Annotated in this window: 28 protein-coding genes; 22 read left to right on the forward strand and 6 right to left on the reverse strand. The window is 52.6% G+C overall.

The features are described from left to right. The 4 genes from IVG45_RS02400 to IVG45_RS02415 form a co-directional block, all read right to left on the reverse strand. Window positions 1-894 (reverse strand): acyltransferase family protein, encoded by an 894-nt coding sequence (locus tag IVG45_RS02400; protein WP_196436304.1) that lies wholly within the window; start codon window positions 892-894, stop codon window positions 1-3. A 262-nt stretch (window positions 895-1,156) separates the two neighbouring features. Then, entirely contained in the window at window positions 1,157-1,438 is a 282-nt protein-coding gene (locus IVG45_RS02405; RefSeq protein WP_442923352.1) for an RnfH family protein, read from the reverse strand. Beyond that, window positions 1,428-1,865: a type II toxin-antitoxin system RatA family toxin gene (locus tag IVG45_RS02410; RefSeq protein WP_230874724.1), complete on the reverse strand. Its 438-nt coding sequence runs from the start codon at window positions 1,863-1,865 to the stop codon at window positions 1,428-1,430. Before IVG45_RS02410 ends, IVG45_RS02405 begins: the two co-directional genes overlap by 11 nt. Then, window positions 1,865-3,223 (reverse strand): sodium-dependent transporter, encoded by a 1,359-nt coding sequence (locus tag IVG45_RS02415; protein ID WP_196436305.1) that lies wholly within the window; start codon window positions 3,221-3,223, stop codon window positions 1,865-1,867. The genes IVG45_RS02410 and IVG45_RS02415 overlap by 1 nt, the downstream gene beginning before the upstream one ends. Before the next feature lie 97 nt (window positions 3,224-3,320). Between IVG45_RS02415 and smpB the strand changes: the two genes are divergently transcribed. The 15 genes from smpB (at window position 3,321) to IVG45_RS02490 (ending at window position 17,632) form a co-directional block, all read left to right on the forward strand. Further along, window positions 3,321-3,806, forward strand: coding sequence for an SsrA-binding protein SmpB (gene smpB / locus IVG45_RS02420; RefSeq protein ID WP_196436306.1), 486 nt, complete (start codon window positions 3,321-3,323; stop codon window positions 3,804-3,806). Continuing rightward, window positions 3,799-4,377 carry a hydrolase gene (locus tag IVG45_RS02425; protein WP_196436307.1) on the forward strand — a complete coding sequence of 193 codons (579 nt, stop codon included), beginning with the start codon at window positions 3,799-3,801 and terminating at the stop codon, window positions 4,375-4,377. The genes smpB and IVG45_RS02425 overlap by 8 nt, the downstream gene beginning before the upstream one ends. A gap of 14 nt (window positions 4,378-4,391) precedes the next feature. Then, on the forward strand, window positions 4,392-5,414 hold the full coding sequence (locus IVG45_RS02430; protein WP_196436308.1) for an FAD:protein FMN transferase: 1,023 nt from the start codon (window positions 4,392-4,394) through the stop codon (window positions 5,412-5,414). A 52-nt stretch (window positions 5,415-5,466) separates the two neighbouring features. Beyond that, entirely contained in the window at window positions 5,467-6,174 is a 708-nt protein-coding gene (locus IVG45_RS02435) for a DUF2231 domain-containing protein (RefSeq protein ID WP_196436309.1), read from the forward strand. 143 nt (window positions 6,175-6,317) lie between these two features. Next, window positions 6,318-6,938: a phosphoribosylanthranilate isomerase gene (locus IVG45_RS02440; RefSeq protein ID WP_196436310.1), complete on the forward strand. Its 621-nt coding sequence runs from the start codon at window positions 6,318-6,320 to the stop codon at window positions 6,936-6,938. 6 nt (window positions 6,939-6,944) lie between these two features. Further along, the gene (gene trpB, locus IVG45_RS02445) at window positions 6,945-8,147 is read left to right on the forward strand and encodes a tryptophan synthase subunit beta (RefSeq protein ID WP_196436311.1); all 1,203 of its coding nucleotides are present in this window, start codon (window positions 6,945-6,947) and stop codon (window positions 8,145-8,147) included. Then, the gene (gene trpA / locus IVG45_RS02450) at window positions 8,144-8,947 is read left to right on the forward strand and encodes a tryptophan synthase subunit alpha (RefSeq protein ID WP_196436312.1); all 804 of its coding nucleotides are present in this window, start codon (window positions 8,144-8,146) and stop codon (window positions 8,945-8,947) included. The genes trpB and trpA overlap by 4 nt, the downstream gene beginning before the upstream one ends. Window positions 8,948-8,971: 24 nt before the next feature. Further along, on the forward strand, window positions 8,972-9,892 hold the full coding sequence (gene accD / locus IVG45_RS02455; protein WP_196436313.1) for an acetyl-CoA carboxylase, carboxyltransferase subunit beta: 921 nt from the start codon (window positions 8,972-8,974) through the stop codon (window positions 9,890-9,892). A gap of 6 nt (window positions 9,893-9,898) precedes the next feature. Beyond that, entirely contained in the window at window positions 9,899-11,164 is a 1,266-nt protein-coding gene (gene folC / locus IVG45_RS02460; protein ID WP_196436314.1) for a bifunctional tetrahydrofolate synthase/dihydrofolate synthase, read from the forward strand. Window positions 11,165-11,175: 11 nt separating this feature from the next. Then, the gene (locus IVG45_RS02465; RefSeq protein WP_196436315.1) at window positions 11,176-11,940 is read left to right on the forward strand and encodes an SPOR domain-containing protein; all 765 of its coding nucleotides are present in this window, start codon (window positions 11,176-11,178) and stop codon (window positions 11,938-11,940) included. A gap of 27 nt (window positions 11,941-11,967) precedes the next feature. Then, window positions 11,968-12,486: a CvpA family protein gene (locus IVG45_RS02470; RefSeq protein ID WP_196436316.1), complete on the forward strand. Its 519-nt coding sequence runs from the start codon at window positions 11,968-11,970 to the stop codon at window positions 12,484-12,486. 15 nt (window positions 12,487-12,501) lie between these two features. Continuing rightward, window positions 12,502-14,001 carry an amidophosphoribosyltransferase gene (gene purF, locus IVG45_RS02475; RefSeq protein ID WP_196436317.1) on the forward strand — a complete coding sequence of 500 codons (1,500 nt, stop codon included), beginning with the start codon at window positions 12,502-12,504 and terminating at the stop codon, window positions 13,999-14,001. 12 nt (window positions 14,002-14,013) lie between these two features. After that, a complete protein-coding gene (locus IVG45_RS02480; protein ID WP_196436318.1) occupies window positions 14,014-15,195 on the forward strand; it encodes an O-succinylhomoserine sulfhydrylase in 1,182 nt (393 codons plus the stop codon). Between the two features lie 8 nt (window positions 15,196-15,203). Next, window positions 15,204-16,847 carry a putative bifunctional diguanylate cyclase/phosphodiesterase gene (locus IVG45_RS02485; RefSeq protein ID WP_196436319.1) on the forward strand — a complete coding sequence of 548 codons (1,644 nt, stop codon included), beginning with the start codon at window positions 15,204-15,206 and terminating at the stop codon, window positions 16,845-16,847. A 206-nt stretch (window positions 16,848-17,053) separates the two neighbouring features. Further along, window positions 17,054-17,632 carry a PilZ domain-containing protein gene (locus IVG45_RS02490; protein WP_196436320.1) on the forward strand — a complete coding sequence of 193 codons (579 nt, stop codon included), beginning with the start codon at window positions 17,054-17,056 and terminating at the stop codon, window positions 17,630-17,632. 6 nt (window positions 17,633-17,638) lie between these two features. On the opposite strand, the gene grxC is transcribed toward IVG45_RS02490, so the two are convergent. Both grxC and IVG45_RS02500 read right to left on the reverse strand, forming a co-directional pair. Continuing rightward, window positions 17,639-17,893, reverse strand: coding sequence for a glutaredoxin 3 (gene grxC / locus IVG45_RS02495; RefSeq protein WP_196436321.1), 255 nt, complete (start codon window positions 17,891-17,893; stop codon window positions 17,639-17,641). A 35-nt stretch (window positions 17,894-17,928) separates the two neighbouring features. After that, window positions 17,929-18,579, reverse strand: coding sequence for a class II aldolase/adducin family protein (locus IVG45_RS02500; protein ID WP_196436322.1), 651 nt, complete (start codon window positions 18,577-18,579; stop codon window positions 17,929-17,931). Window positions 18,580-18,626: 47 nt separating this feature from the next. Here IVG45_RS02500 and IVG45_RS02505 point away from each other — a divergent pair, with 47 nt between their 5' ends. The 7 genes from IVG45_RS02505 (at window position 18,627) to nusB (ending at window position 26,504) form a co-directional block, all read left to right on the forward strand. Beyond that, window positions 18,627-22,019 carry a mechanosensitive ion channel domain-containing protein gene (locus tag IVG45_RS02505; protein ID WP_196436323.1) on the forward strand — a complete coding sequence of 1,131 codons (3,393 nt, stop codon included), beginning with the start codon at window positions 18,627-18,629 and terminating at the stop codon, window positions 22,017-22,019. A gap of 194 nt (window positions 22,020-22,213) precedes the next feature. Next, complete coding sequence (gene nrdR, locus IVG45_RS02510) at window positions 22,214-22,672, forward strand: transcriptional regulator NrdR (RefSeq protein WP_196436324.1); 459 nt, start codon at window positions 22,214-22,216, stop codon at window positions 22,670-22,672. Beyond that, window positions 22,662-23,756, forward strand: coding sequence for a bifunctional diaminohydroxyphosphoribosylaminopyrimidine deaminase/5-amino-6-(5-phosphoribosylamino)uracil reductase RibD (gene ribD / locus IVG45_RS02515; protein WP_196436325.1), 1,095 nt, complete (start codon window positions 22,662-22,664; stop codon window positions 23,754-23,756). The genes nrdR and ribD overlap by 11 nt, the downstream gene beginning before the upstream one ends. A 2-nt stretch (window positions 23,757-23,758) precedes the next feature. Then, window positions 23,759-24,415, forward strand: coding sequence for a riboflavin synthase (locus IVG45_RS02520; protein ID WP_196436326.1), 657 nt, complete (start codon window positions 23,759-23,761; stop codon window positions 24,413-24,415). After that, entirely contained in the window at window positions 24,412-25,524 is a 1,113-nt protein-coding gene (gene ribBA / locus IVG45_RS02525; RefSeq protein ID WP_196436327.1) for a bifunctional 3,4-dihydroxy-2-butanone-4-phosphate synthase/GTP cyclohydrolase II, read from the forward strand. Before IVG45_RS02520 ends, ribBA begins: the two co-directional genes overlap by 4 nt. 45 nt (window positions 25,525-25,569) lie before the next feature. Further along, window positions 25,570-26,061 (forward strand): 6,7-dimethyl-8-ribityllumazine synthase, encoded by a 492-nt coding sequence (gene ribH, locus IVG45_RS02530; RefSeq protein WP_196436328.1) that lies wholly within the window; start codon window positions 25,570-25,572, stop codon window positions 26,059-26,061. Next, a complete protein-coding gene (gene nusB, locus IVG45_RS02535; protein ID WP_196436329.1) occupies window positions 26,061-26,504 on the forward strand; it encodes a transcription antitermination factor NusB in 444 nt (147 codons plus the stop codon). The genes ribH and nusB overlap by 1 nt, the downstream gene beginning before the upstream one ends. The last annotated feature ends 41 nt before the right edge of the window (window positions 26,505-26,545 follow it).

Genomic DNA, 26,545 nt, shown 5'->3' on the forward strand with positions numbered 1-26,545 from the left:
TTAAATATAAATGCCATATGAGTAATCCCCTAGCTGATTATATATGCGGATAAACCCCGATGGGACATAAGCTAGATAAAACAAAATATAGGCAATAGAAAATAGGTAGGCTATAAAGAATGCATCTATATTGCTCGTTGCAACCGAGAGTACAATTATCAGGAACCAAAACAGCCAGCGCGTGAGAACGATATATTCTCTTAATATGTAAAAAGTCGAGCCAACAAAGAACATGTAGAACAGTTTATAAAATTGGCTTCCAGAATGGAAATAGAAGTGCCTAGCAAGAATATAAATACCAGCCACCGAAGCAAATGAAACGACAATTATCTTGAATCCAATTAACCGAAATTTTGGGATTATTCGTAAAGTAAGCCAGACAAGGGCTAAAATTGCATACATACGCACTTCATGAGGCATTGTCCAAAGCGACCCGTTAACGGCACTATTATAAGGGTTGTTGTAAAATACCCCAGGCAATTCATAAGCTACCCCGGTGAATAAGGTTGCGCATTTTACAAGATAAATGTAAGTTTTTAACGATGACAAATAAATTAGCGTTCGCAATGAAGTGAATAGCGTTCCAAGCACAAAAACGGTTAATAACAGCATCATCAGAAGGGCTGGAAATATCCGTAATACTCTAGCCCATATGAATTCAATAATACTTTGACGGTTCAGTAGACTGGATGTAACAAGAAAACCGCTGGCAATAAAAAACACATCAACGGCTATTGATCCCATAGTCATGCCAAGGGTTCTTTGGAGTGGTTCGGCATCCCCCGTGCCTGTTGCCAATGCAAAACTGTGAGTCACCAGTACTGCCAAGGCCGCAACGATACGGATAAGGTTGAAATTGTTGTCTCGTCCTTGAGAATAATTCGATAGCTTCATTAATATGTACCTAATTGGAATTAGCCATCCCAAATGACGCAAAATATTGCGTCAAATCGATCTTTCTGTTTTGGGAGTTAGCTTGTTAAGCGATTAGCAAGAAATCAGCAGGTGTTTCACAAAAGCCAAGCCTTGTAACAGTTAGCTTAAGCAGAAAGCAATACATGCGAACTTTCTGCTAGGCACTTATTGTAAGTTATGTAGGGCACGCGGTGCGTACCAGGCTACAGCCCTACATTCAGTTTAAGCCGGTCAACATGAATCATTTCTGCAACCGCCCCCGCCTAGCATCCATCGGATTCTGCTGCAGCGGACGGTAAATTTCGATTCGATCACCATCGGTCAGCGGTTTATCTAACTTACAAATTAACCCAAAAACACCAACTTTCCGCTGACTCAAATCAATCTCCGGAAACTGCTGCAAAATATCGGAGGCAGCTATCGCCTGCTCGGCGGTGCTGCCGGCGGGAAGGGTAACGGCGATGATAGTCTGACGCTCCGGCGTAGCGTAAGCCACTTCGACAGCTATCAACTCATCCGCCATAGATAGCTTTGGCGCGTTGAGTGAACGAACTGACCATGGTGTTACAGATTTGGTTGAACACCGGGCCGAAGGCCAAGTTGGCCAGCACGCCGGAGATTTCGAACTCCAGGTCCAGCGAAATCTTGCTGGCGTCTTCACGCAAGGGCATGAAGCTCCAAAAGCCTTCCAGGGATTTGAACGGCCCGTCCAGCAAGCTGATTTGAATTTTTCCGCCGCGATCGATGCGGTTGCGGGTGGTAAACGATTTATGAAAGCCGGCCTTGGCTATATCGATTTGGCCCTCGACGATGTCGTCTTCCCGCTTTAAAATCCGGCTGCCGCTGCACCAGGGCAGAAATTGCGGGTAGGATTCGATGTCGTCGACCAGGTCGAACATTTGCTTCGCGGAAAATTTTACCAGCGCGCTCTTTTGTACCACCGAGATCATTAAAGCACTCCCAGTACATGTAAAAACACCAGGAATACCGCCGCTGGCGCCACATACTTGATCAAAAATTGCCATGCTTTAAAACCTTCGGCCGGGATCTCCAGTTCTTGTTCCGCGTGCGACTGTTTCATCATCCAGCCGGCGAATATCGCAATCGCCACTCCACCCAGCGGTAACATCAGATTGGCGGTCAGATAGTCGAGCAATTGGAACAGGTTTTTGTCGAACAGCTTGACCTCGGACCAGATGTTGAACGAAAACACCACGCCGACACCCAGTAACCAGCAGGCCGAGCCGGACCAGATGCTGGCCTGGCGGCGGTCGAGGTTCTTGTTTTCGACCAGCCAGGCCACGGCCGGCTCGATCAAGGAAATGGACGAAGACAGTGCGGCAAAAATCAGCAGCACAAAAAACAGCAGGCCAAATAGCCAGCCGCCGCCCATGTGGCCGAAAGCCAGTGGCAGGGTTTGGAAAATCAGGCCGGGTCCGGAGCTGGCTTCCAGGTTGTTGGCGAATACTAACGGAAAGATTGCGATGCCGGCCAGCAAGGCCACGACGGTATCGGCGCCGGCGATGAAGAAGGTGGTTTTGGCGATCGAAACATGGTTGGGTAGATACGATCCGTAGACCATGATGGCGCCCATGCCCAGGCTCAGGGTAAAGAAGGCGTGACCCATCGCGGTCAGTACCGCGTCAGCGTCTATTTTGCTGAAATCGGGATTGAATAAAAAGGCCATGCCTTGTTCATATGCGCCGGACGACATGGCATAAGCCACCAATAAAATCAGGATCACAAACAAGGCAGGCATCAGGAAATGCACGGCTTTTTCCAAGCCATTTTGTACGCCGCGCATCACGTAATGCATGGTGAGTACCATAAATACAGTGTGCCAGAAAATCTGTTGAATCGGGCTTTCCATCAGATTTTCGAACAAGCGTTTGATTTCCTCGGCATTGCTGTTCATGAAAACGCCGAAAAAAGCTTTGACCAGATAGGCCAAGGCCCAGCCGGCTATGACGCTGTAATAGGCCAAAATCAGAAAGCCGGCGAGCATGCCGCACCAACCCAGGTAATGCCAGCGTGGATCGGCGCCGGCTTCGGCGGCCAGAGATTTCATGGTGTTGATCGGGCTTTGCCGTCCGCGCCGGCCCAGCATGATTTCGGCAATCATGATGGGGATGCCCAAAGCGGCCACGCAGAGCAGATACACCATCACAAAGGCGCCACCACCGTTTTCGCCGGTGATGTAGGGGAATTTCCAGATATTACCCAGGCCGACCGCGGAACCGGTGGCGGCCAGAATGAATGCGAAACGCGACGACCACTGGCCGTGGATGGATTGGGTTTTGTCGGTCATGATGCAGGGCTCTGTTATTAAGTCGTTATTTTGTGGGCGGGTCGGGTAAAATAACAAAATTATTGTTTTCAGTCAGTCTAAAAATCGACCCAACGCCATGGCAGCCAAAAAAACCAAAAAAGACAGCAAGCAAACCGATAATACGATCGCCGTCAATCGTCAGGCTAGTCACGAATATTATATCGAGGAACAATTCGAAGCCGGTCTGGTTTTAGAAGGCTGGGAAGTCAAAAGTCTGCGCGACGGCCGGATACAGCTGAAGGAAAGTTACGTGGAAATTCGCAGAGGCGAAGCTTGGCTGTGCGGCGCGCATGTCTCGGCGCTGTTGTCGGCCTCGACCCATGTCAATCCCGAGGCGGTCCGCAAGAAAAAACTGTTGCTGCACAGACGCGAATTGAGCCGCTTGATAGGTTCGGTGGAGCGCAAGGGTTTTACATTGATTCCATTGTCGATGTACTGGGTCAGGGGCCGGGCCAAACTGAAAATCGGCTTGGCCAAGGGTAAAAAACTGCACGATAAACGCGCCGCCAGCAAGGATAAAGATTGGCAGCGGGAAAAAGCACGGGTGATGAAGCATGGGTGAGGCGGTAGAAAATCGACCCGGCTTGCTGAAGGTCGATCGCAGCCTGTTGTTGGTCGTCGATATGCAAACCCGCTTGTTGTCGGTCATGCCGACGGTATCGGCCAACAGCATGCTGAATACCGCGGTCAAATTACTGACGGCGGCCGCTTTGCTGAATGTGCCGGTGTTGGTGACCGAGCAATATCCGAAAGGGCTGGGGCCTACCAGCGATATGATAGGCGGGGTGTTGCCCGAAGATGCCCAGAGTTTCGAGAAAACCGCATTCTCCTGCTGCGGTAGCGATAACTTCAGACAGGCTTTAGCCGCAAGCGGTCGCCGGCAAGTGGTTGTGGTCGGCCAGGAAACCCATGTCTGCGTGTTGCAAACCGCTTTCGAGTTGTTGCAACAAGGCTATCAGGTGTTTGTGGTGGAGGATGCGGTTTGTTCTCGTCTGGATCAGCACAAAGCCAACGCGCTGCAACGCATGCAACAATTTGGCGTTAGCATTGTTTGTCATGAATCGGTGTTGTTCGAATGGCTGCGCGATGCCAAACATACCGATTTCAAAGCCATTTCCGCGCTGGTGCGCTAGATACCATTACCGCAATGAAAAAGTTCATCAAATTATCCGCTTGGCTGGCCGTTTCAGCCGTATTGTCCGCTTGTAGCGAACCCGCGCCGGATGTCGTTAAATTCGAAGGTTTTGCCCAGGGCACGACCTATCACATTAGTTACTGGTCGCAAACGCCGGTCGATGGCAAATCGGTCGAGTCGGAGGTGACTAAGGCCTTTGCCGACATCGATAAGGTGCTGTCCAATTACCGTCCCGATTCGGTGATTGAGGCGTTCAATACCAATCCGACCGACGACAGCCAGTTGGTGGGCGATGAAATCGTCGGCTTGGTCAAGTTGGCCGGTAAAGTCAGTCATGCCAGCCAAGGTTGCTATGATTTGACGATTAAACCCTTGTTCGATTTATGGGGTTTTAGGGGCGAGGCGTTGACCATTCCCGATGAGACCGCCTTGCAACAAGCCTTGGCCGAGATTGGGATGGATAAAGTGCGGATAGTCGACGACAGTCACTTGCAAAAACCGGCCAAGGTCAGGGTTGATGTGTCATCGGTGGCGCAGGGCTATAGCGTGGAAAAAATCAGCCGAGTATTGGAGCAACGCGGGATTCATGATTATCTGGTCGAAATCGGCGGCGAGCTGAAAACCCACGGCCATAAGCCCGATGGACAGGCTTGGCGGATTGCGGTGGAGAAGCCCTTACCTGGCGAACAACGTATGATGAAAATCCTGACCATGCCCAGGGATCAGCCGCTGGCGGTGATGACGTCGGGAACTTATCGGCATTACTTCGATGTCAATGGTCAGCGCTACAGCCATATTCTGGATGCCAGAAACGGTAAACCGGTCACGCATGATCTGGTGGCGGTGACGGTGCTGCACGATAATCCAACGGTTGCCGATGCCTGGTCGACCGCCTTGTTGTGTCTTGGGCAGCCGGAAGGCATGCGGTTGGCCGACGCCGAAAATATCCAGGCGCTGTTCATTCAGCAACAAGGCGATAATTTGTTGGAGAGCAAGTCGCGGGCGTTGATGGCCAGCCATTTGCCGATTGAATGATGCTGTCCAATACGAGCCTGACACGAAAGCATTAGAACCAGGGGGAGGGGAGATGTTTGATTTAGTTACAAGTTTGCAGTTTTCCGTGCATGGCGGAGCCGATTCCGGCGGTGGCGTGGCGGGAGCGGTTGATGGTTTTTTGGGGTTTGTCGAAAGTCTGTTGACATTGTCGCCCGCCGAAATGTTTGCCGGCATCATGCCCGGCCTGGCGGCGATGGAGAATCTGCATCCGCTATTCGTGCATTTTCCGATTGCCTTGTTGTCGCTGTTTTTTCTGCTGGACCTCGTCGGCAGTGTTAGCAATAAACCAGCCTGGCGCGGCGCGGCCGGCTGGTTTTTATATGGCGGAACCCTATTTGCCGCAATTACCGTGGCGGCCGGTTTGATTGCCGCCGGCTCTGTCCCGCACGGCGGCGACGTGCATGAGATTATGGAGCATCACCAACATTTGGGCATTTCGGTGCTACTGCTGGCGAGTACGCTGGCTGGCTGGCGCCTTTTAGCCAAGCAGCCTATCGTTGGGCCGGCCAATACCTTATATCAACTGCTTGCTTGCATTTTGTGCGGTCTGGTGTTTTTTACCGCCGATTTGGGCGGCTTGATGGTTTACAAGTACGGCGTGGCCGTTGAGCCCGTGGCTCGAATCAATCGGGAAGCGGCCGAGCTGCATCAACACGGTGGCGAGAGCGATGAGCACGATCATGCCGGCGCGGACTCCGATGCGGACCCCCTGGAACAGCATCATAATCACGCGCATTAAGCAAACTCCAAGCCGGTAACCGGATGACGGGTTTATAGCCCTGGGGCTAGGCAGTGGTTTGCCGTCTGGTTTTTTTGCTGTTGGGCCACATGAAAACCCTGGCTATTGTGGTATTCTAGCCCACCTTTTTTCCGAGACATTTTATGCGTACCCGCGTTAAAATTTGCGGCTTTACCCAGGTCGAGGATGCGTTGGCCGCGGCCGGTTTGGGCGTGGATGCGATCGGTCTGGTGTTTTATCCGCCCAGTCCGCGCAATGTGTCAATATCTCGGGCTAAGGCGATTGTCCAGGCATTGCCGGCCTTTGTAACGGTAGTAGGATTGTTCGTGGATGCCGAACCGGCTTGGATAGACGAGGTGTTGGCCGAGGTGAATATCGATTGTCTGCAGTTTCATGGCGACGAGACGCCGGAGGAGTGCAAATTGTTCGGAAAGCCTTATATCAAGGCGATACGCATGAAACCGGATACCCAGCTTGCCGAAATTGAACAGCACTATGCCGGCGCGGCCGGTTTACTGTTGGACGCCTATCATCCCGGCGTGCAGGGCGGCAGTGGCAGCGGTTTCGATTGGGACATGATCCCGCCGGACTGCCAATTACCGATTATTCTCGCGGGCGGATTGTCGCCGGATAATGCGGCTCTGGCTGTGCAGCGAGTCAGGCCGTATGCGTTGGATGTCAGTAGCGGTGTCGAAGCCGCGAAGGGTATCAAGGATGCGGCAAAAATGGCTGATTTTATAAGAATAACCAATCAAGCGACTTAAACAACTATGACTGAAAAATATGATATGCCGGATGCTCGGGGCCACTTCGGCCCTTATGGCGGTATTTTTGTAGCGGAAACGCTAATGCCGGCAATTACCGAACTGAATCAGGCTTATCAACGCTATTTGCACGATCCCGAATTTATCGCCGAACTAGATGCCGACCTTAGGGATTATGTCGGCAGGCCTTCGCCGCTGTATCACGCTCAACGCTGGAGCCGGCATTTGGGCGGAGCTCAGGTTTATCTGAAACGGGAAGATCTGAATCATACCGGCGCCCACAAGGTCAATAATACCGTCGGCCAGGCCTTGCTGGCTAAACGCATGGGCAAGACCCGCATCATCGCCGAGACCGGCGCCGGCCAACACGGCGTTGCCACCGCCACCGTCGCGGCGCGCCTAGGGCTGGAATGCGTGGTTTACATGGGTGCGGTCGACGTCGCCCGCCAGGCTTTGAATGTTTACCGGATGAAACTGCTGGGCGCTACCGTGGTGGCTGTCGAGTCCGGTTCCAAAACTCTGAAGGATGCGCTGAACGAAGCCATGCGCGATTGGGTGACCAATATCGACAATACCTTTTATATTATCGGCACCGTGGCGGGTCCGCATCCCTATCCGGCCATGGTGCGGGATTTCCAGGCCGTGATAGGCCGCGAAGCCAAGCAGCAGTGCATTGATCAAGCCGGCCGTTTGCCGGATGCGTTGGTGGCCTGCGTCGGCGGCGGTTCGAATGCGATCGGTTTGTTTTATCCGTTCATCGATGATACTTCGGTGAAAATGTACGGGGTCGAGGCGGCCGGTGATGGCGTCGAAACCGGCCGCCATTCCGCGCCGTTGTGCGCGGGTCGTCCCGGCGTGTTGCACGGCAATCGTACCTACTTGATGGCCGATGACGATGGCGAAATTATCGAAACCCATTCGATTTCGGCCGGCCTGGATTATCCCGGCGTCGGTCCCGAGCATGCCTGGTTGAAGGATACCGGCCGCGCCAATTACGTCAATATCACCGATGACGAAGCGCTGGAGGGTTTCCATGCCTTGACCCGGATGGAAGGCATCATCCCGGCGCTGGAGTCCAGCCATGCCCTGGCTTATACGATGAAACTGGCGCCGACCATGCGCAAGGATCAAATTATTATCGTCAATCTTTCAGGACGCGGCGACAAAGACATGCACACCATTATGCAGCGCGAGGGGATCAGTCTATGAGCCGCCTTGCCAATAAATTTGCCGAGTTAAAAGCCTCGGGTCGTAAAGCCTTGATTCCATTCATCACGGCCGGCGACCCTTATCCGGAGTTTACCGTGCCGCTGTTGCACGAAATGGTGGCCGCCGGCGCCGACGTGATCGAACTGGGCGTGCCGTTTTCCGATCCGATGGCCGATGGGCCGGTGATTCAACGTGCCAGCGAGCGGGCCTTGGCCCATCATGTCGGCTTGCGCAAGGTGCTGAGCATGGCGATGGAATTCAGAAAAACCGATCAAACCACGCCCTTGGTGTTGATGGGCTATCTAAACCCGATCGAAATCATGGGCTACGAAGATTTCGCCAATGCCGCGCAACGGGCCGAGGTCGATGGTGTATTGACCGTCGATTTGCCGCCGGAAGAGTCGGAAAGCTGCGTGGCTTTGCTGCGCGAGCGCGGCGTCGACCAGATTTTTTTGCTGGCGCCGAATAGCGATGCCGAGCGGGTTCGAAAAATGGACGCGGTCGGTAGCGGTTACCTCTATTATGTTTCGCTGAAAGGCGTGACCGGTGCCGGCCATCTGGATACCGACGACGTCAAGGATAAACTGGCTCTGATCCGCGAAAACACCCAATTACCGGTCGGTGTCGGATTTGGGGTGAAAGATGCCGAAACGGCCAAAGTCATTGCCGATATCGCCGATGGCGTGGTGGTGGGTAGCGCGTTGATCAGCAGGATCGAGGCCAACCTCGACGATCCCGAACAGGCAAAACGCGAGATTATCGCCTTATTAAAATCCATGCGCTTGGCGATGGATAGTTAAGAATACAAGCGGAGTAGATTAGGAATGAGTTGGTTTGAAAAATTAGTGCCGTCCGTCATTAGAACCGACACTGCCGCAAAAAAAACTACCGTGCCGGAAGGTTTGTGGAATAAATGCCCACGTTGCGATGCGATATTGTTCAATGCCGAGTTGGTCAAAAACTTTAACGTCTGCCCGAAATGCAGCCATCATCTGCGGATTTCCGCGCGTACCCGCTTGGATTTGTTCCTGGATCAGGGCGAGCGGCATGAAATCGGAGCCGGTTTGAAACCCAGCGATCCGTTGAAATTCAAGGACAGCAAACGTTATAAAGACCGAATCAGCCAAGCGCAAAAGCAAAGCAACGAAAACGATGCCTTGGTGGTGATGAAAGGTACTCTGCAAGGCCATGGCATCGTGGCCGCGGCGTTTGACTTCGGTTTTATGGGCGGTTCGATGGGGTCGGTGGTCGGCGAGCGTTTTGTACGTGGGATCAATGAAAGCCTGCAATTCGGCCTGCCGTTTATCGTGTTTACCGCCAGTGGCGGGGCCAGAATGCAGGAGTCGCTGTATTCCTTGTTTCAAATGACCAAAACCAGTGCGGCGATAGCCCGCTTGGCCGAAGCCGGAATCCCTTATATTTCCTTCATGACCGATCCGACCATGGGTGGGGTTTCGGCCAGTTTGGCCATGTTGGGCGATATTAACGTGGCCGAACCGGATGCCTTGATCGGTTTTGCCGGTCCCCGCGTCATTGAGCAAACCGTGCGGGAAAAGCTGCCTGAAGGTTTTCAACGTAGTGAGTTTTTGCAGGAGCATGGCGCCGTCGATATGATCATCGACCGCCGCGACATGCGCGATAAAATAGCCAATATCCTTTCCATTTTGTATCCACGAACCCTAAATACCGATCAAAATTCCGAACCGGACACTACCGACGGCGAAAGCGACACATTCGTCAATTAGCCCGAGATGGCGCGCTTTGATTCGCTGGATGGCTGGCTGAGTTGGCAGGAACAGTTTCATCCTCGACCGATAGACTTAGGCTTGCAACGGGTGGCGGAGGTTTTCCGCCGGCTCGAGCCACAACCCGGACGGATACCGACCATCACGGTGGCGGGGACTAACGGCAAAGGCTCTTGCGTGGCCTATTTCGAGGCTATTTATCGGGCTCAAGGCTATCGAGTCGGTGCCTATACCTCGCCTCATATCCTGAAATATAACGAACGCATCCGTGTCGATAGCCAGCCGGTGCCGGACCAAGATGTTTGCGCGGCGTTCGAGCGTATCGATGCGGTGCGTGGCGATATCAGCCTTAGTTATTTCGAATTCGGCACCTTGGCGGCTTTGGACATCTTTAGCCGGGCCGGTGTCGATGTGCGAATTTTAGAGGTGGGTTTGGGCGGCCGGCTGGACGCAGTCAATATTGTCGATCCGGACGTGGCTTTGGTCACCACCATTGCCATCGATCATGTCGACTGGTTGGGCCATACCGAAGCCGACATCGGCCGGGAAAAAGCCGGCATCTTTCGCCGCGCCACGCCGGCCGTGATCGGCGATAGCCACGCGCCGGATTCCTTGTTACAAGCCGCGCGCGAAAAACAAGCGGATGTCTTGCAAATCGGCCGGGCGTTCGATTATCAAAAACAGGCCGAGGGCTGGGATTGGTACACGGATCAACTAAAATTACAGCAGTTGCCGGAACCGGTTTTGAAAGGCGAGCATCAATTCCGTAATGCTTCGGCGGTCATTATGGCGGTGACCTGTTTACAGGCGCGGCTACCGGTTTATGAGGCCGCCATTCGTCAGGGTTTGCTGACTGCTGAGTTGAAAGGGCGTTTTCAGTTGATTGCCGGTGACCCCCCGATTTTGCTGGACGTCGGACATAATCCGCAGGCGGTGCGGAGTTTGCTCGACTATTTGCACGGTTCCTTTCAAACAGTCAAAATTCACGCGGTTTTTGCGATGATGAAAGACAAGGATATTCCGGGTGTATTAGCCATGATGCGCGAACGGGTAGCCCAGTGGTATCTGGCGCCGTTGAAAAATCCCAGGGCCGCGCATGAAGAATTATTAGAATATTATTTTCAGCAGCTGGATATTGGAAACGTGAACAAGGGATATGCCGATTTCGCGGCGGCCTTCAACGATGCCAGGCGCCATGCCTTGCCGGGGGAGTTGATCCTGATTTTTGGTTCCTTTTTTCTGGTATCTGAATATTTATCCCAATTTCCATAGAGGTAATGAACATGGATCAAGTGTTGAAACAGAGATTAATTGGCGCGGCGGTGATTACGGCGTTGGCGGCTATTTTTGTACCGATGTTGTTCGATGATCCGATTGATGAATCCGGCAAAAGTATTAACGAATTGAAAATTCCTGAAGTGCCTACTAAAGCTCAGGACGTTGAAATCATGCCGCTACCGGAAAAAGTCGGGGATGTGGCGACGGCGGTGCCGGAAGAAAAACCGCAAGTACCGGTTCCCGCTCCCGCCGCAGTGTTCGAAGGCGATGAAGAAGCCGATATGGCGGTCGTCCGTCCTCAGGCGCGGATTACAGAAAAGGAAACCGCGGTGGCGCCTACTCCGGCAAGAGTCGTGGAGCCCGAGCCGGAGGCGGAAGATGTCGTGGTTCAGCAACTGCCCGCTGAAACCGTAATCAAACAACCAGCCAAGCCTAAACAAATCGCGCCTTCCGTTGAAACCGCGCCGAAAACGGCTACACTCGCGGCAACGGCTGAACCGGTTGCAAAACCGGCTGTCGCGGCGGCGGAAAGCGCTACTACCCGCTGGTATTTGAATGCCGGCACCTTTAGCCAAAAAGCCAATGCCGCGACGTTGCAGGAAAGTCTGAAGAAACAAGGGTTTGCCGCATCGATCAAGGAGGTGGTGGGCGACAAAGGGACGGTTTATAAAGTCCGAATCGGACCGATGCTGGATAAGGCAAAGGCTCAGGCCGTCAAATCCAAGTTGGCGCAAATCAATGTGAATAGTTTCGTGTCGGGTGATGAATAAAAGATTTACAAGTAAAGGTTTTTAGGCATGTTGGATGCTTTGCCGCTCGAGAAAATGATTTGGATAGATTACGCTATCGTTTTTGTGGTATTTGTTTCGGCGATCATTGGTTTGATGCGCGGATTTATCAAGGAAGCGTTTGCCTTACTGACTTGGGGGATTGCGATTGGGGTAGGCATACAGTACAGCCGTGATTTTGCGGTTTTGCTGCAAAATACCATCAGCTATCCCTCCGCTCGCATTGCCACGGCGTTTATTCTGCTGTTTTTTTTGACCCTGATATTAGGCGGTTTAATCAGTTTTATCTTGAATCATCTGATCGAAAAGACCGGCTTAACCGGCACCGACCGTTTGGTAGGCATGCTATTCGGCATCATTCGCGGCGCCGTACTGGTTTCGTTGATGGTGATGCTGGCCGGCGTCACCCCGTTACCGGAAGATCCCTGGTGGAAACAGTCGTTGTTGATTCAGCCTTTCCAATCTCTTGCCGTCTGGTTAAAAGATCTCATCCCGTCCGATATGGCGGGCTATATCCATTATCGTTAGCTATTTAGGTTTGTTATGTGTGGTATTGCCGCGATTGTTTCCAATCAAAATGTCAATCAGGATCTGTATGATGCCTTAACGGTGTTGCAACACCGGGGCCAAGATGCGGCGGGTATTGTAACCTGCGAAGGCTCGAGGCTGCATTTGCGTAAGGACAACGGTTTGACCCGTGATGTGTTTTCCAGCAAGGAAATGTTGAAACTGAAAGGCAGCATGGGTATCGCGCATGTCCGATACCCGACCGCCGGTTGCACCAGTTCCGAAGAAGCCCAGCCCTTTTATGTCAACTCGCCTTTTGGCCTGACCTTGGCGCATAACGGCAACTTGACCAATACCGAGGAATTGAAAATCCAGGTGTTTGTCGATGACCAGCGCCATATCAACACCGGCTCCGATTCCGAAGTGCTGTTAAATGTGTTTGCGCATGAATTGCAACAGGCCGGAAAACTGACTTTGACCATAGACGATGTGTTCAAGGCGGTCACCATGGTGCACAAGCGTTGCCGTGGGGCTTACGCAGTGGTGGTGATGATTGCCGGTTTCGGCATTCTGGGTTTTCGCGATCCGCACGGTATCCGGCCCATCGTGTTTGGCGAGCGTAAAACGGAGGAGGACACTACCGATTATATGATCGCCTCGGAAAGCGTGGCCTTGGATGTATTGGATTTTCGCCTGATTCGGGACATTGCGCCCGGCGAAGCGGTATTCATCGAAGCATCGGGCAAACTGCATACCAAGCAATGCGCCGAAAAAACCAACCATTGCCCTTGTATCTTCGAATACGTTTACTTTGCCCGGCCCGATTCGATCATCGACAACATTTCCGTCTATAAAGCCAGAATGCGGATGGGTAAAAAACTGGCGAAAAAAATTGAAAAGGATTGGCCTAATCACGATATCGATGTGGTGATCCCGATTCCCGACACCAGCCGGACCGCGGCCCTGCAAATCGCCCATGAACTGGGCGTCAAGTTTCGCGAGGGCTTCATGAAGAACCGTTACATCGGCCGTACTTTCATCATGCCCGGACAGAAAATGCGTAAAAAGTCGGTCAAACAGAAGTTGAACGCCATTGCGCTGGAATTCAGCGGCAAGAATGTGTTGCTGGTGGACGATTCGGTCGTGCGCGGCACCACATCGGAACAGATCATTCAAATGGCGCGCGATGCCGGCGCTAAAAAAGTCTATTTTGCTTCGGCCGCGCCACCGGTACGCTATCCCAATGTGTATGGCATCGATATGCCGGCCGCGCACGAATTGATCGCGCATGGCCGGACCGAGCAAGAAGTGTGCAAAGCCATCGGTGCCGATAAATTGATTTATCAGGAACTGGAGGATTTGATCGATGCCGTCGGCAAGGGGAATCCGAACATCAAACAGTTCGATACCTCCTGCTTCAGCCATGAATATATTACCGGCGATATCGATGATGAATATTTGGCGCGCATCGAAGCCTTGCGTAACGATGGCGCTCAGGAACAGAGAAACTCCGCTAACACGGGCGCCACCAAATAATTGGAAGGAAACATGAGCGATTTTGATTGGCGGGATTATTCCCTGGAAACTCAAGCCATTCGGGTAGGGCATAAGCGCACCCACGAGGATGAACACAGTATCCCGATTTTTGCCACGTCCAGTTATGTGTTCGAATCCGCCGAGCAGGCCTCGTTGAGATTCACCGGCAAACAGCCCGGCAATATTTACTCGCGTTTCACCAATCCGACCGTCAGCGCCTTCCAGGATAGATTGGCCTTGATGGAGAAGGGCGAACGCTGCTTGGCCTTTTCGTCCGGCATGGCGGCGATCATGGCTGTCGGCATGGCTTTGCTGAAAGCTGGCGATCATGTGGTTTGTTCGCGGAGCGTGTTCGGCAATACGGTTTTGACCTTCCAAAACTATTTCGGCAAGTTCGGCGTAACCACCGATTTCGTCAGCCTGACCGATCTATCGGCCTGGGAAGCCGCGATTAAGCCGAATACCCGGTTTTTATTTTTGGAAACCCCGTCCAATCCGCTGATCGAAATTGCGGATATTCAGGCGCTGGCCGACTTGGCTCATCGGCATGGTTGTTTGCTGGTAGTGGATAACGTTTTTTGCACGCCGGCTCTGCAAACCCCCTTGAGTTTGGGAGCCGATTTGGTGGTGCAATCCACCACCAAATTTATCGACGGACAGGGGCGTTGTGTCGGCGGCGCGGTGATCGGTAGCGAGGAACTGATCGAAAAAGACATTTATCCCTATTTGCGCACCGGCGGCGCGACCATGAGCCCATTTAACGCTTGGGTGTTTTTGGCGGGATTGGAAACCTTGGCGTTACGGATGAAGGCACATTGCGACAGCGCTTTCGAGTTGGCCAAATGGCTCGAGCAGCAACCGGCGGTGGCAAAAGTCCATTATCCGGGATTGCCTTCTCATGCCCAGCATGAACTGGCCAAGCGTCAGCAAGGCCACTTCGGCGCGGTGGTCAGCTTTGAATTGACCGGCGGCAAGGAGCATGCCTGGCGCCTGATTGACGCCACCCGTATGCTGTCGATTACCGCCAATCTGGGCGACGTGAAAACCACGATCACTCATCCGGCCACTACCACCCATGGTCGACTCAGCGCGGAAGCCAGGGCCGAAGCCGGCATCACCGATAGCCTGGTCAGAATATCGGTGGGGCTTGAGAATATCGAAGATATTAAAACCGATCTGCTTAGAGGGCTGTAGGGGGATGGGTGGAATTTGCCAAGAATTTACTCAGCGATAATGTCAGAGTATTAAAAAGTCAGGTTTCGAAGACCGCCTACCAAGGCGTGGCGATTGCGATAGGCAGCATAGTGATTGCAACCTTGGTTGTCGGTTATTACCAAACCGGCGGTATTTCACTGGAGGCTATCGCCAAGGCCCATTCCGAAAATTACGCGCTGTGGATGTTGGATAGCATTCCGTTTGTGTTCGGGTTCTGGGGGCAATATTCCAGCTCGGTGATGGCCTATCAGGCGGGGGCGATGATTTTCGATCAAACCCAGGAATTGCGTTTTAGGGCCGAGTCGATGGAGAAGCAGGCTAACTATTCGGCCACGCACGACCCGGCCACCGACTTGCCGAACCGGGCCTTGTTTTATGACCGGGTCGAGCAAGCCATCTTGTCGGCCAATAGTCAAAACAAATTGTTGTCTATCCTGTTGGTGGAGTTTGCCAACTTTAAGGAAGTCTACGACACCTTGGGCCGCAACAGCAGCGATCAAATTCTGAAGCAAATGGCCACCCGTCTGCAAAGCGTGGTGTTGGGCGCCGATAGCGTGGCTCGAATCGACGGTAATATATTCAGTTTGTTAATGCCGGCGACCGACAACGAAAATGCCGCGATCGTGCTGGCAAAAAATGTGCAGGCGGCATTGGACCCGCCGTTTAAAGCCGAGCACCTGAACTTGGCGATCCACAGCAATATCGGTATCGTCAATTTTCCGGAACATGGCGAGGATGTCGATACCTTGGTGCAAAAAGCCGGGGTTGCGTTGTTCATGGCGGCTAAGTCCCACGAAGGCTATGTGGTTTATACGCCGTCGTTTGATGACCATAGCCCGCGGCGCCTGACCTTGATGAGCGAATTGCGGCAGGCTATCGACAAGGAACATTTGCATATTTATTACCAACCCAAGGTATCGATCAAAACCGGACGGCTTTATGGGGCCGAGGCCTTGGTGCGTTGGCAGCATCCCAGACATGGCTTCATCGCGCCGGATGAGTTCATCCCAATGGCCGAAAGAACCCGCACGATCAAGCATCTGACCCGCTGGGCCTTGCATAAAACCTTTAAACAATGCGCCGAATGGCACCGGCAGGGTTTGGATATGACGGTTTCGGTCAATTTATCCGCCCGGGATTTGCATGATCCGGAATTGCCCGACATCGTGGCGGGAGTGGCCGCGTCTACCGGCGTCAAGCCGGCCTGGATGATGCTGGAAATTACCGAAAGCTCCATCATGACCGATCCCGAACGAAGTCTCGATATTATTCTGCGCCTGCACGAAATGGGTTATAAACTGTCGATCGATGATTTCGGAACCGGATACTCCTCGTTGGCTTATCTGAAAAAAATGCCGTTGACGGAGCTAAAAATCGATAAGTCGTTCGTTTGCGATGTGCTGCACAGTGAAAACGATGCAGTGATTGTGAAGGCAACCATTAATCTTGCGCATAATCTAGGTTTGCAAGTCACCGCCGAGGGTGTCGAAAGTCAGCAAGTGATGGAACTGCTGGAAGGTTATGAATGCGATGTGGCCCAAGGTTATTTATTAAGCAGGCCAATTCCTCTCGACCAGTTCAATCAGTGGATGCGGGTGGAGGCTGCGGCATTCCATAAACCGGGCTGTTGAGGCTGGGCTTTTGCGATGACTGATTTAAAGCGGGGAATATAAAAATAAGCTATCTTTGATAGACCTAAAGGTTAAGATACTTGGGACCACCCAGGGCTATGAAGGCAGCAAGTTTCTTGGTCGTTCTCTCTACGCCGGGTGGCGAGAGGGAAGAATGTGTCGCTTCGCGGCTTTCACGGTAAGGATTTATAAAAGAGATTTTCAGCATGTTTCACGAACGAAAAGAGTACAGAAAAAATTTCAGCGCGGTCGGGCAGTTGAATGTTGGCGGTGAAACGTTGCATTTCAATTGTTACGATGTTTCCGTGAAAGGGGCGATGATCGAGGTGACGCCGGGAAAGTTGCTGGCGAGTGTGGCTGATTTCGAAAACCTGATGGTTGAAGACAGCCGGGCCGAAATCTTCGTCGAAGAATTAATGCTGTCGGGTGAAGTCAGGATCGTTTGGGTGCGGGAAGAACGGAACCGGATATTGATGGGCCTGGAGTTCGAGGCCGTGGTTCATAACGCCGAAAAGCTATGGATCAAGCGCAGGGGCTACCGAAAGACCGAACCGTTTACCGCCGAATTGTTTGTGGACAAGGAAAGGCTATACGTCGAAGGTATCAACCGTTCGACCAAGGGCTTATGCGTCAGGTTAGCCGGGCAACATCCGGCAATCAGGGCCAATGCTCCGGTGAAACTACAGATCAAGGAGTTCGGTCTGGCTGCCTTGGGTAAGGTGGTATGGCTGAGCAATTCCGATCAACACACCTTGGTCGGCTTGCAAATTATCTCAATTTCTTAATCCGCTTCAGGCCAACAGCAAGGGATCCAGTTCCTTTTTCATGTCCAGTGCTTGTAGATCGTCAAAGCCGCCAATGTGGCGGTCACCAATGTAAATCTGCGGAATGGTGCGGCGTTTGGACTTTTCCATCAACTCTTGACGAAGGCCGGGCGCCGAATCGACATCGATTTCGGTATAAGTCGCGCCTTTGCGGTCGAGCAGTCTTTTGGCCATGGTGCAGTAAGGGCACAGCCGGCCGGTATAAATGATGATTTCTGGCATGGGTTAAATTAATAAATGCTAATAATGATGCTATTCTACCGAGCAATACCGCTTTGCTCAATAGCCAAGGCTTGCGCTAACAGCGTTATTAAAGCTAGGGCGGCCGCGGTAAGCGACTCGCCGAAGGCAACGATTCCATCTTGATGGCCGAGCATGCTGAAAATCGGCCGTTGGTTAAGTTGGCCGGAAATGAATAGTTGCTCCACGGCCTCTGCCATTGCCACGCTGCCATAGGCAATCTCGGCTTCGGTACAGGGCAATCCTAAAGTCTTGGTCTGGCGCCAGATTTCCGGGCAGTGCACGTGAATGACCGCCTGAACGTTAGGGGCGTGCAAATAAACGCTGGCATGGGTCAATGCTTCGGATGAGGGTTTGCTGGGGCCGCTGGAATGAATTACGTTATTTAGGGGCGAAGCCGTTTCGACAATGGCGAAATGTTTTGCCCGCAGGCTGTCGAGATGGCCGGTTTGCGTACCGGAGATCAAAAAACGCGGACTATCGGGCGCCAAAAGTCGGCTGATATTGCCGTAACCCAGACCGCCGTATTTTTCCGCTGATTGGCCAATTAATTGCAATCGAAACAGCAGGCCGCGCCAAGCGTTGATCTGGCTGATATCGACCGAGGCCGCCAACGCGCACTCCCGATGTTCAAGCCGATATTTGATTACACCTTCTTGCTCAATCATGCTATTTTCATGCCCCATTTCCGCTCTTTCGTTTAGCTTTCAAATACATGAGTCTTAATTTTTTCAAGTTTGGTTTTTTGTCCGGGTTGATGTTGTTGCTGGTCAGTGTAAGCCTTGCCCATGCCGCTAATCAAAAACAAGAAATTAAAAGCGTGACGTTGGATGAGATTCAGCAACGCATTCAATCCCTTAAGGATAAGCAGAACTTGTCGGAGGAACTGAAGAATCGCATTCTAGCCTCCTACCAGGAAAGCGCGGACAATCTCAGGGAATTACAAAACCAGGATAATCAGGCCAATGCATTGAAACGTTCGGCCAACAGTTTGCCGTTGGATGCCAAGCAATTACAAGCTCAGATAGCCGAAGCCGAAACTTATCTGAAAGATAGAAAACCGGAAAAATTGGCTTTGGTGCCCACCGACGAGTTGGATCAACGCTTGGTTATAGAAAAAACCCGGCTTAGCGATCTGGATGCCGAGATTGCCCGGAGCGAAGCCTTAACCAGCGATCTGACCAACAGTCCGCAAGCGATCCGGGAAAAAATTTCCGAACTCAAGGCCAAGCAATCAGCCAGCCTACAGGAACAACAATCGTTAACTAGTAAAAACGGTGAAAACCTGCTGGAAAAGGAAGCACATCAAATTCAGCTGGATTCCCGGATCCGCTTGTTCAACAGTACGTTGAAAACCCTCGAGTTGGAAAACATCAGTTATCCGATGCGCTCGCAATTGCAAAAAGATCGCATGCATCTGTTGAATTTGCAGCGGGAACGGCAAATGCTGTTAATTGCCGAACTGGATAATTTCCTGCTCGAGAGACGTCAGCAGGAGATTGATAAGGAGCAAGCGGCCTTGTTGCAAGCCGAAAAAGAAGCCGAGGGCAAGCATCCCTTGATCCGGGCCGCGACCAAGGACAACATGCGTTTCAACCGGAATTTGCAGGAAGTCAATAAAAATATCGAACAGTATCTGGCGCAAAAAAATGATATTGATGCGCGCTATAAACAAATCGAAAAAGATTTTCAGAGTGCCGAACAAAAAATTAGCCTAGCCGGCTTAAGCCCTGCCTTGGGTAATTTGTTGCGCGAGCAGCGGCGCAACTTGCCACAGAGCAAGCAATACAGCGCCTTGAATGTCACCATTCAAAACGAGATTGCCTCCAGCAGTCTGGAAATGTTCAAACTCGATGAAGTCAAAAAGCAGTTGCTGGACGTCAATCAAACCTTGTTGACCCGTCTGGAGCAGGAATTGCCGGCCGACGTGGATGCCGGCGAGGCCTTAAGGATCAGGACCGAACTCCGCATGCTGCTGAACGATCAGAAGGATCTGGTTAGCCGCTTGTCGACGGCCTATACCGAATATTCCCGTATGCTGGGTGACGTCGATTTTACCTTGCAGCAAATGTTGAACACGGCCGACAAATTTGGCGCCTACCTGGATCAACGCCTGTTATGGGTGCCCAGTGCGCCGGTGATTACTCAGGCTTATTTGCAAAATATCGTTCATTCGAGTCTGTGGTTTCTGGCGCCGTCAAATTGGTTAAAGGTAGGCGAGAATTTGCTACAAGGTATCGGCACCTATCCGGTGTTTTTGGTGCTGATCGGGCTGGCCATCATCGTTTTACACTGGCGTTTCAAAAGTATCCTGAAATCCAACTTGCTGGATTTATTAAATAAGAGCCATTCGAACCAATATCTGATTGGCTTCAGTCAGACGCTGACTAGCCTGGCCTATATCCTGCTTTTGTCCTTGCCCATCCCTTTGCTGATGGGCTGGACAGCCTGGGTGTTGACGCTTAATCATAGCGCGGATATGTTCAGTCGTTCATTCACGGCCGGTTTGTTGGTCGCGGCCGCCTCATTGGCCGTATTGCAGTTTTTCTACCGTTTGTTAAAACCGGCGGGCGTGGCGGAATCGCTGTTTCATTGGCCACGGCGTTCGGTAAATTTGTTGTACCAACAGTTCAAATGGGCGCGTTTTGTGATTATTCCGAGTATTTTTATCGTGACCATGACCGGTAACGATATTTTTTCGGAACACAGCCATGCGCTAGGTAGAACGGCGCAGATCATTCTGATGCTGACAATGTCCTATATCTTGCATCGGTTGATGCACCCGTTGACCGGTTTGGGTAAAACCTTTTACCAGGTTTCGGATAGTTGGATTAGCCGGTTGCGTTACGTCTGGTATCTGATTGCCGTTACCATGCCTTGGGTAGTGATCGGCTTTGCGGTCAGCGGTTACTACCAGAGTGCCTTGGAATTGCAGGGCAAATTGATAATCACCCTGCGTCTGGTTTTTTTCACTGCGTTATTTCATGCCTTGGCGCTACGCTGGTTGGCGGTCACCAAGCGTCAATTGGCCATGCAACATGCACGGCAAAAACGTAGGCAGGCGGTCGATCAGGCTAATGCCAATGCCGAGGGCAGTTTTCTGCCGGACGAAAACTTGCCGGACATATCCAAGATTAGTCAGCAAAGCGATAAGCTGTTGGTGACTTTAATCGTTGCGATAGTAACGGTGGGTTTTTGGATGATTTGGCGCGACATTTTGCCGGCTTTTTCGGTATTCGACCGGATTGAGCTCTGGCAACACAGGGATATGGTCGATGGCAAGGAAGTCATGATGCCGATCACCTTGATCAATCTGCTGATCAGTCTGCTGTATGTCGGCCTGACATTTGTCTTCGTCAGCAACTTTCCGGCCTTGGTCGATTTGCTGTCGGTGGGCAAGTTCGCGATGGCGGCCGGCAGCCGTTATGCCTTGATTCAATTGGTGCGCTACCTGCTGGTCAGCATCGCATTCTTGGCCATCGCCAATGAACTAGGAGGAAGCTGGTCGCAAGTTCAATGGTTGGTGGCCGCGCTCAGTGTCGGTTTGGGTTTCGGTTTACAGGAAATTTTTGCCAATATGGTTTCGGGCATCATTTTATTATTCGAACGCCCGATCAGGGTCGGCGATACCGTGACGGTCGGCGATGTGACCGGCCGTGTCAGCCGGATACAAATGCGCGCGACCCATATCGTCGATTGGGACCGAAAAGAACTGGTGGTGCCGAACAAAACCTTTATTACCGAGCGGCTGATGAACTGGACTCTATCGGATACCGTAACTAGGGTAGTCATCATGATTGATGTGGCTTACGGTAGCGATATCGAACTGGTCGAGAAAATTCTGACCGACGCCATCAATGAGACCGAACTGGTGCTCGACGATCCCGAGCCGCAGGTCAGTTTTATTGGATTCGGCGAAAGTAGCCTGCATTTCAAAATCAGTGTCTATGCGCGCGAGTTGGGTGACCGCATTCCGCTGACCCATCAGTTGCATAAACATATTTATGCGGCGTTACAGCAACACCATATCGAAATTCCTTTCCCGCAGCGGGACGTGCATATCCGCTCGATAGCCGATGGCTTTATGCCGCGAGTAAGCGGTGCGTGACCCGCGATTGAACAATCTGGAACACCACGGTATGAATTTTCATCCGCTCCGGTGCGGTCGAGTTTTATCTTCGGCCGGACCGGAGCGGCTTCAAAACGGACTTTCGGCACGGATCGTGTTAAGTACCCGATTTCAAATAAAAACCATTCTGTAATAAAATGGCCGACCTTTGAATAAAGATTCGGCTTTTTAACATGCGTTGTCCATTTTGCTCAGCACAAGATACCCGGGTGATCGATACCCGCTTGGCCGACGACGGCGATCAGGTCAAGCGCCGTCGGGAGTGCGTGGCTTGCAGGGAACGTTTTACCACCTTTGAGGTGGTCGAACTGACGCTGCCGCGCATCATCAAGCGCAACGGTGCCCGCGAAGCCTTTGACGAGGCTAAGTTGCGGGCCGGCATGCAGAGGGCCTTGGAAAAACGCCCGGTCAAGGTCGATGCGGTGGAAGCGGCGATTAACCGGATCAAGAAAGCCCTGGTCGGAAAGGGCGAGCGGGAAATTCATGCGCATGAATTGGGCGAATTGGTGATGAAAGAGTTGAGCGCCTTGGATCATGTGGCTTTCGTGCGTTTTGCCTCGGTCTATCGTAGTTTCGAGGATGTCAGCGAATTTACCCGGATGATCGAAAATCTGCAAAAGCATGACGCCTAACCAAGACAGCGCCTACATGGCGCGTGCCGTCAAACTGGCGCAAAACGGGATTTATACCACCGATCCCAATCCGCATGTCGGTTGTGTGCTGGTCAAAAATGGCGACGTTATTGCCGAAGGTTGGACCCAACGCGCGGGCTTTGCCCATGCCGAAATCGATGCCTTGGCCAAGGCCGGCGATGCGCGTGGCGCTACGGCCTATGTGACGTTGGAACCCTGTAGCCACCACGGCAAGACCGGTCCGTGCTGCGATGCGTTGATCGCCGCCGGTATCAGCCGGGCGGTAGTGGCAATGTCCGACCCCAATCCGCTAGTATCCGGGCGCGGCTTGCAAAAAATGCGGGAGGCCGGTATCGAAGTGGTCTGCGGCGTGTTGCAACAGGAAGCGGAAAAACTCAATCGCGGCTTTTTCAAGCGCATGACGCTGGGTTTGCCCTGGGTATTCAGCAAGCTGGCGATGAGCCTGGATGGCCGTACCGCGATGGCGTCCGGCGAAAGCCAATGGATCACTTCGCCCGAGTCCAGGCGGGACGTGCAGCGCTTTCGCGCGCAAAGCAGCGCGATTGTCACCGGCATAGAGACCGTGCTGTATGATGATCCACAACTGAACGCACGCGTCGATTTTGATCTGGTGCAACCGGTCAAGGTGGTGCTGGATTCTCAATTGCGGATGCCTTTGACGGCAAAAATGCTGCAAAATTCGGTGGAAGTCTGGATCATGACTTGTAACGCCGACGCGGAAAAACAACAACAGTTAAGGGATGCTGGCTGCAAAGTCTTTCAGGTCGATGCAAGCATGGGCCGGGTCGATTTGCCGGCGGTATTTAACTTGCTGGCCGAGCTGCAAATCAACACGGTCTGGGTCGAAGCCGGCGCTACCTTGAATGGTGCCTTGCTCGATAGCGGCTTGGTCGACGAATGGCTGGTTTATATGGCGCCCTGCGTATTGGGCGATCAGGGGCGTGGCTTATTTCATCTACCCGGCTTGAGGAACATGACGGATAAAAAACAATTGAACTTACTTGAAGTTAGACCGATTGGCCCCGATTTAAGGTTGAGGTTTAATTCGCGTACGGAAGGCTAAACATGTTTACAGGCATTATTCTCGCGGTCGGTAGTATCGCCGCCATCCAGCCACGCGGCGGCGATTGCCGGCTGAAAATTAGCACCGGCAAGCTGCCGATGGCCGATTGCGCGTTGGGCGACAGCATCGCGGTCAATGGTGTCTGCCTGACTGCGGTGGAATTGGGCAAGGATTATTTTTGCGCCGATGTTTCCAACGAGACCTTGTCGCGCACCACGTTGAAATCCGCCAAGACCGGTACTCCGGTGAATCTGGAATTGGCATTGACGCCGTCGACCCGTCTGGGCGGCCATATCGTCAGCGGCCATGTCGACGGCATCGGTAAAGTGGCCGAAAAAAAGGCCGACGCCCGGTCTATCCGTTTCAAATTCAAGGCGCCGGACAGTTTGGCCAAATACATCGCCGAAAAAGGCTCGATTTGCATCGACGGAATCAGTCTGACCGTCAACAGCGTCGACGGCGCCTATTTTTCGGTCAATATCGTTCCGCATACCTTGCAGGAAACCACGCTGGGTAATACCGGCGTAGGCAGCGAGGTAAATCTGGAAGTCGATCTGCTGGCCCGCTACATGGAACGCCTGATGAAGGGCGAAGCGGCGGCGCAATGCCACGGTAGTGTCACCGAGGCTCTATTACAAAACGCAGGCTTTATTAAATGAATAGCATAGAAGAAATCATCGACGACCTGCGCCACGGCAAAATGGTCATCATCATGGACGACGAAGACCGGGAAAACGAGGGCGACCTGTTGATGGCGGCGGCCTTTACCCGGCCGGAAGACGTTAATTTCATGGCCAAGTACGGCCGCGGCTTGATTTGTTTGACCTTGACCCGCGAACGCTGCCAGCAACTACGCTTGCCGTTGATGGTCAACGACAACAAAACACCGTATACGACCAATTTTACGGTCTCGATCGAAGCCGCCGAAGGCGTCACTACCGGTATTTCCGCCGCCGATCGGGCCTTGACCATACAAAAGGCCGTGGCCGCTAACGCGCAGCCTTGTGACTTGGTGCAGCCCGGCCATGTGTTTCCGCTGATGGCGCAAGCCGGCGGCGTGTTGAACCGGGCCGGGCATACCGAAGCCGGTTGCGACCTGGCTCGGCTGGCCGGCGTGGAGCCGGCGGCGGTCATCGTCGAGATTCTGAACGACGATGGCTCGATGGCGAGGCGTCCTGACCTGGAAGTGTTCGCCCAACAACATAATCTGAAGATCGGCACCATCGCCGACTTGATTCATTACCGCATCAAGCACGAAAACACCCTGGAGCGGATCAGCGAATGCGCCTATCCGACCGAATTCGGCGATTTCAGGCTGTATGCCTATCAGGATCACAACGACGAGAACGTGCATTTGGCGCTGGTGATGGGCAATGTGGCCGGCGATGAGCCGGTGCTGGTGCGGGTCCACGCCCGTAATCTGATCGACGACCTGTTTTTCTCCCAACGTAGCGATTGCAGTTTGCCGGTGCGGGAAGCCTTGAAAAAAATCGCCGAGGCTGGCCGTGGCGTGCTGGTGATCATCCGTCAGAAGGAAGACAATAAGTCGCTGGTCGAACTGATTCATGCCTATCAGATGCAGGATAACGGCATCAAGAATGTGCCCGATCTGACCGCCGATGCCGACTGGCGCACCACCGGCACCGGTTCCCGAATTTTGTCTGACTTAGGTGTGCGCCGGCTTAAAGTGATAGGCACCCAGAAAAAATACATCGGTTTGTCGGGCTTCGATCTGGAAGTGGTCGAGCATATCGACAGCGCGCATTGATACATTCATCTCAAAAGATTTCAACCATTAACCCAAGGTAAACATATGGCAACAGTCACTACCCTAGAAGGCAACCTTTCCGCGCAAGGCGGTAAATTTTGCATCGTTTCCTCGCGCTTCAACAGCTTCATCGTCGAGCAGTTGGAAGGCGGCGCCATCGATGCGCTGGTGCGTCACGGCGCCGACAAAAACGCCATCACGCTGGTAAAAGCCCCCGGTGCCTTCGAGTTGCCGATGGTGGTGCAGCGCATCGCCGCCAGCAAAAAATATGATGCGATCATTGCGCTAGGCGCGGTGATTCGTGGCGGCACTCCGCATTTCGAATACGTGGCCGGCGAATGCGTCAAAGGCATTGCCCAGGTGGCGCTTCAATACGACATTCCGGTTGCCTTCGGTGTGTTGACGGTCGACAGCATTGAACAAGCCATCGAACGTGCCGGCACCAAGGCCGGTAACAAAGGCGCGGAAGCCGCTTTGTCGGCGATCGAAATGGTCAGTCTGTTCAACGCCTTAATTGACCACAACCAGGGCAATTAATGAGTCAAGCAAAAACCAATGCCAGAAAATGCGCGGTGCAAGCACTGTATCAGTGGCAAATGTCCGGCGATAGCCTGGTCCGCATCGAAACCTATTTCCTGGAAGAAGAACATCTGAAGGGTGCGCAAAAAACCTATTTCAGCGAGCTTTTCCACGGCGTGCCCAAGCAGCTGGATGTGATCGATGCGGCGTTGGCCGAATTCGTCGACCGGCCGGTGGAAAAAATCGATCCGGTCGAGCGGGCCATTTTGCGCATCGGCGTCTACGAACTGATCAACCGTCTGGAAACGCCCTATAAAGTGATCATCAACGAAGGCGTCAATTTGGCCAAGGATTTCGGCGCCGAAGGCAGTCATAAATACATCAACGGCATTCTCGACAAGGTGTGCCAGAAACAGCGCGCGGTCGAAATCGCCGCCAAGCAGACGAAGTCGCAAAATTGATGGTGTTGGCCGACGACCTCAAGGATGCAGGAGGTAGAACA

Origin of the sequence: Methylomonas sp. LL1 (assembly GCF_015711015.1) — a bacterium.
Taxonomy (GTDB): domain Bacteria; phylum Pseudomonadota; class Gammaproteobacteria; order Methylococcales; family Methylomonadaceae; genus Methylomonas.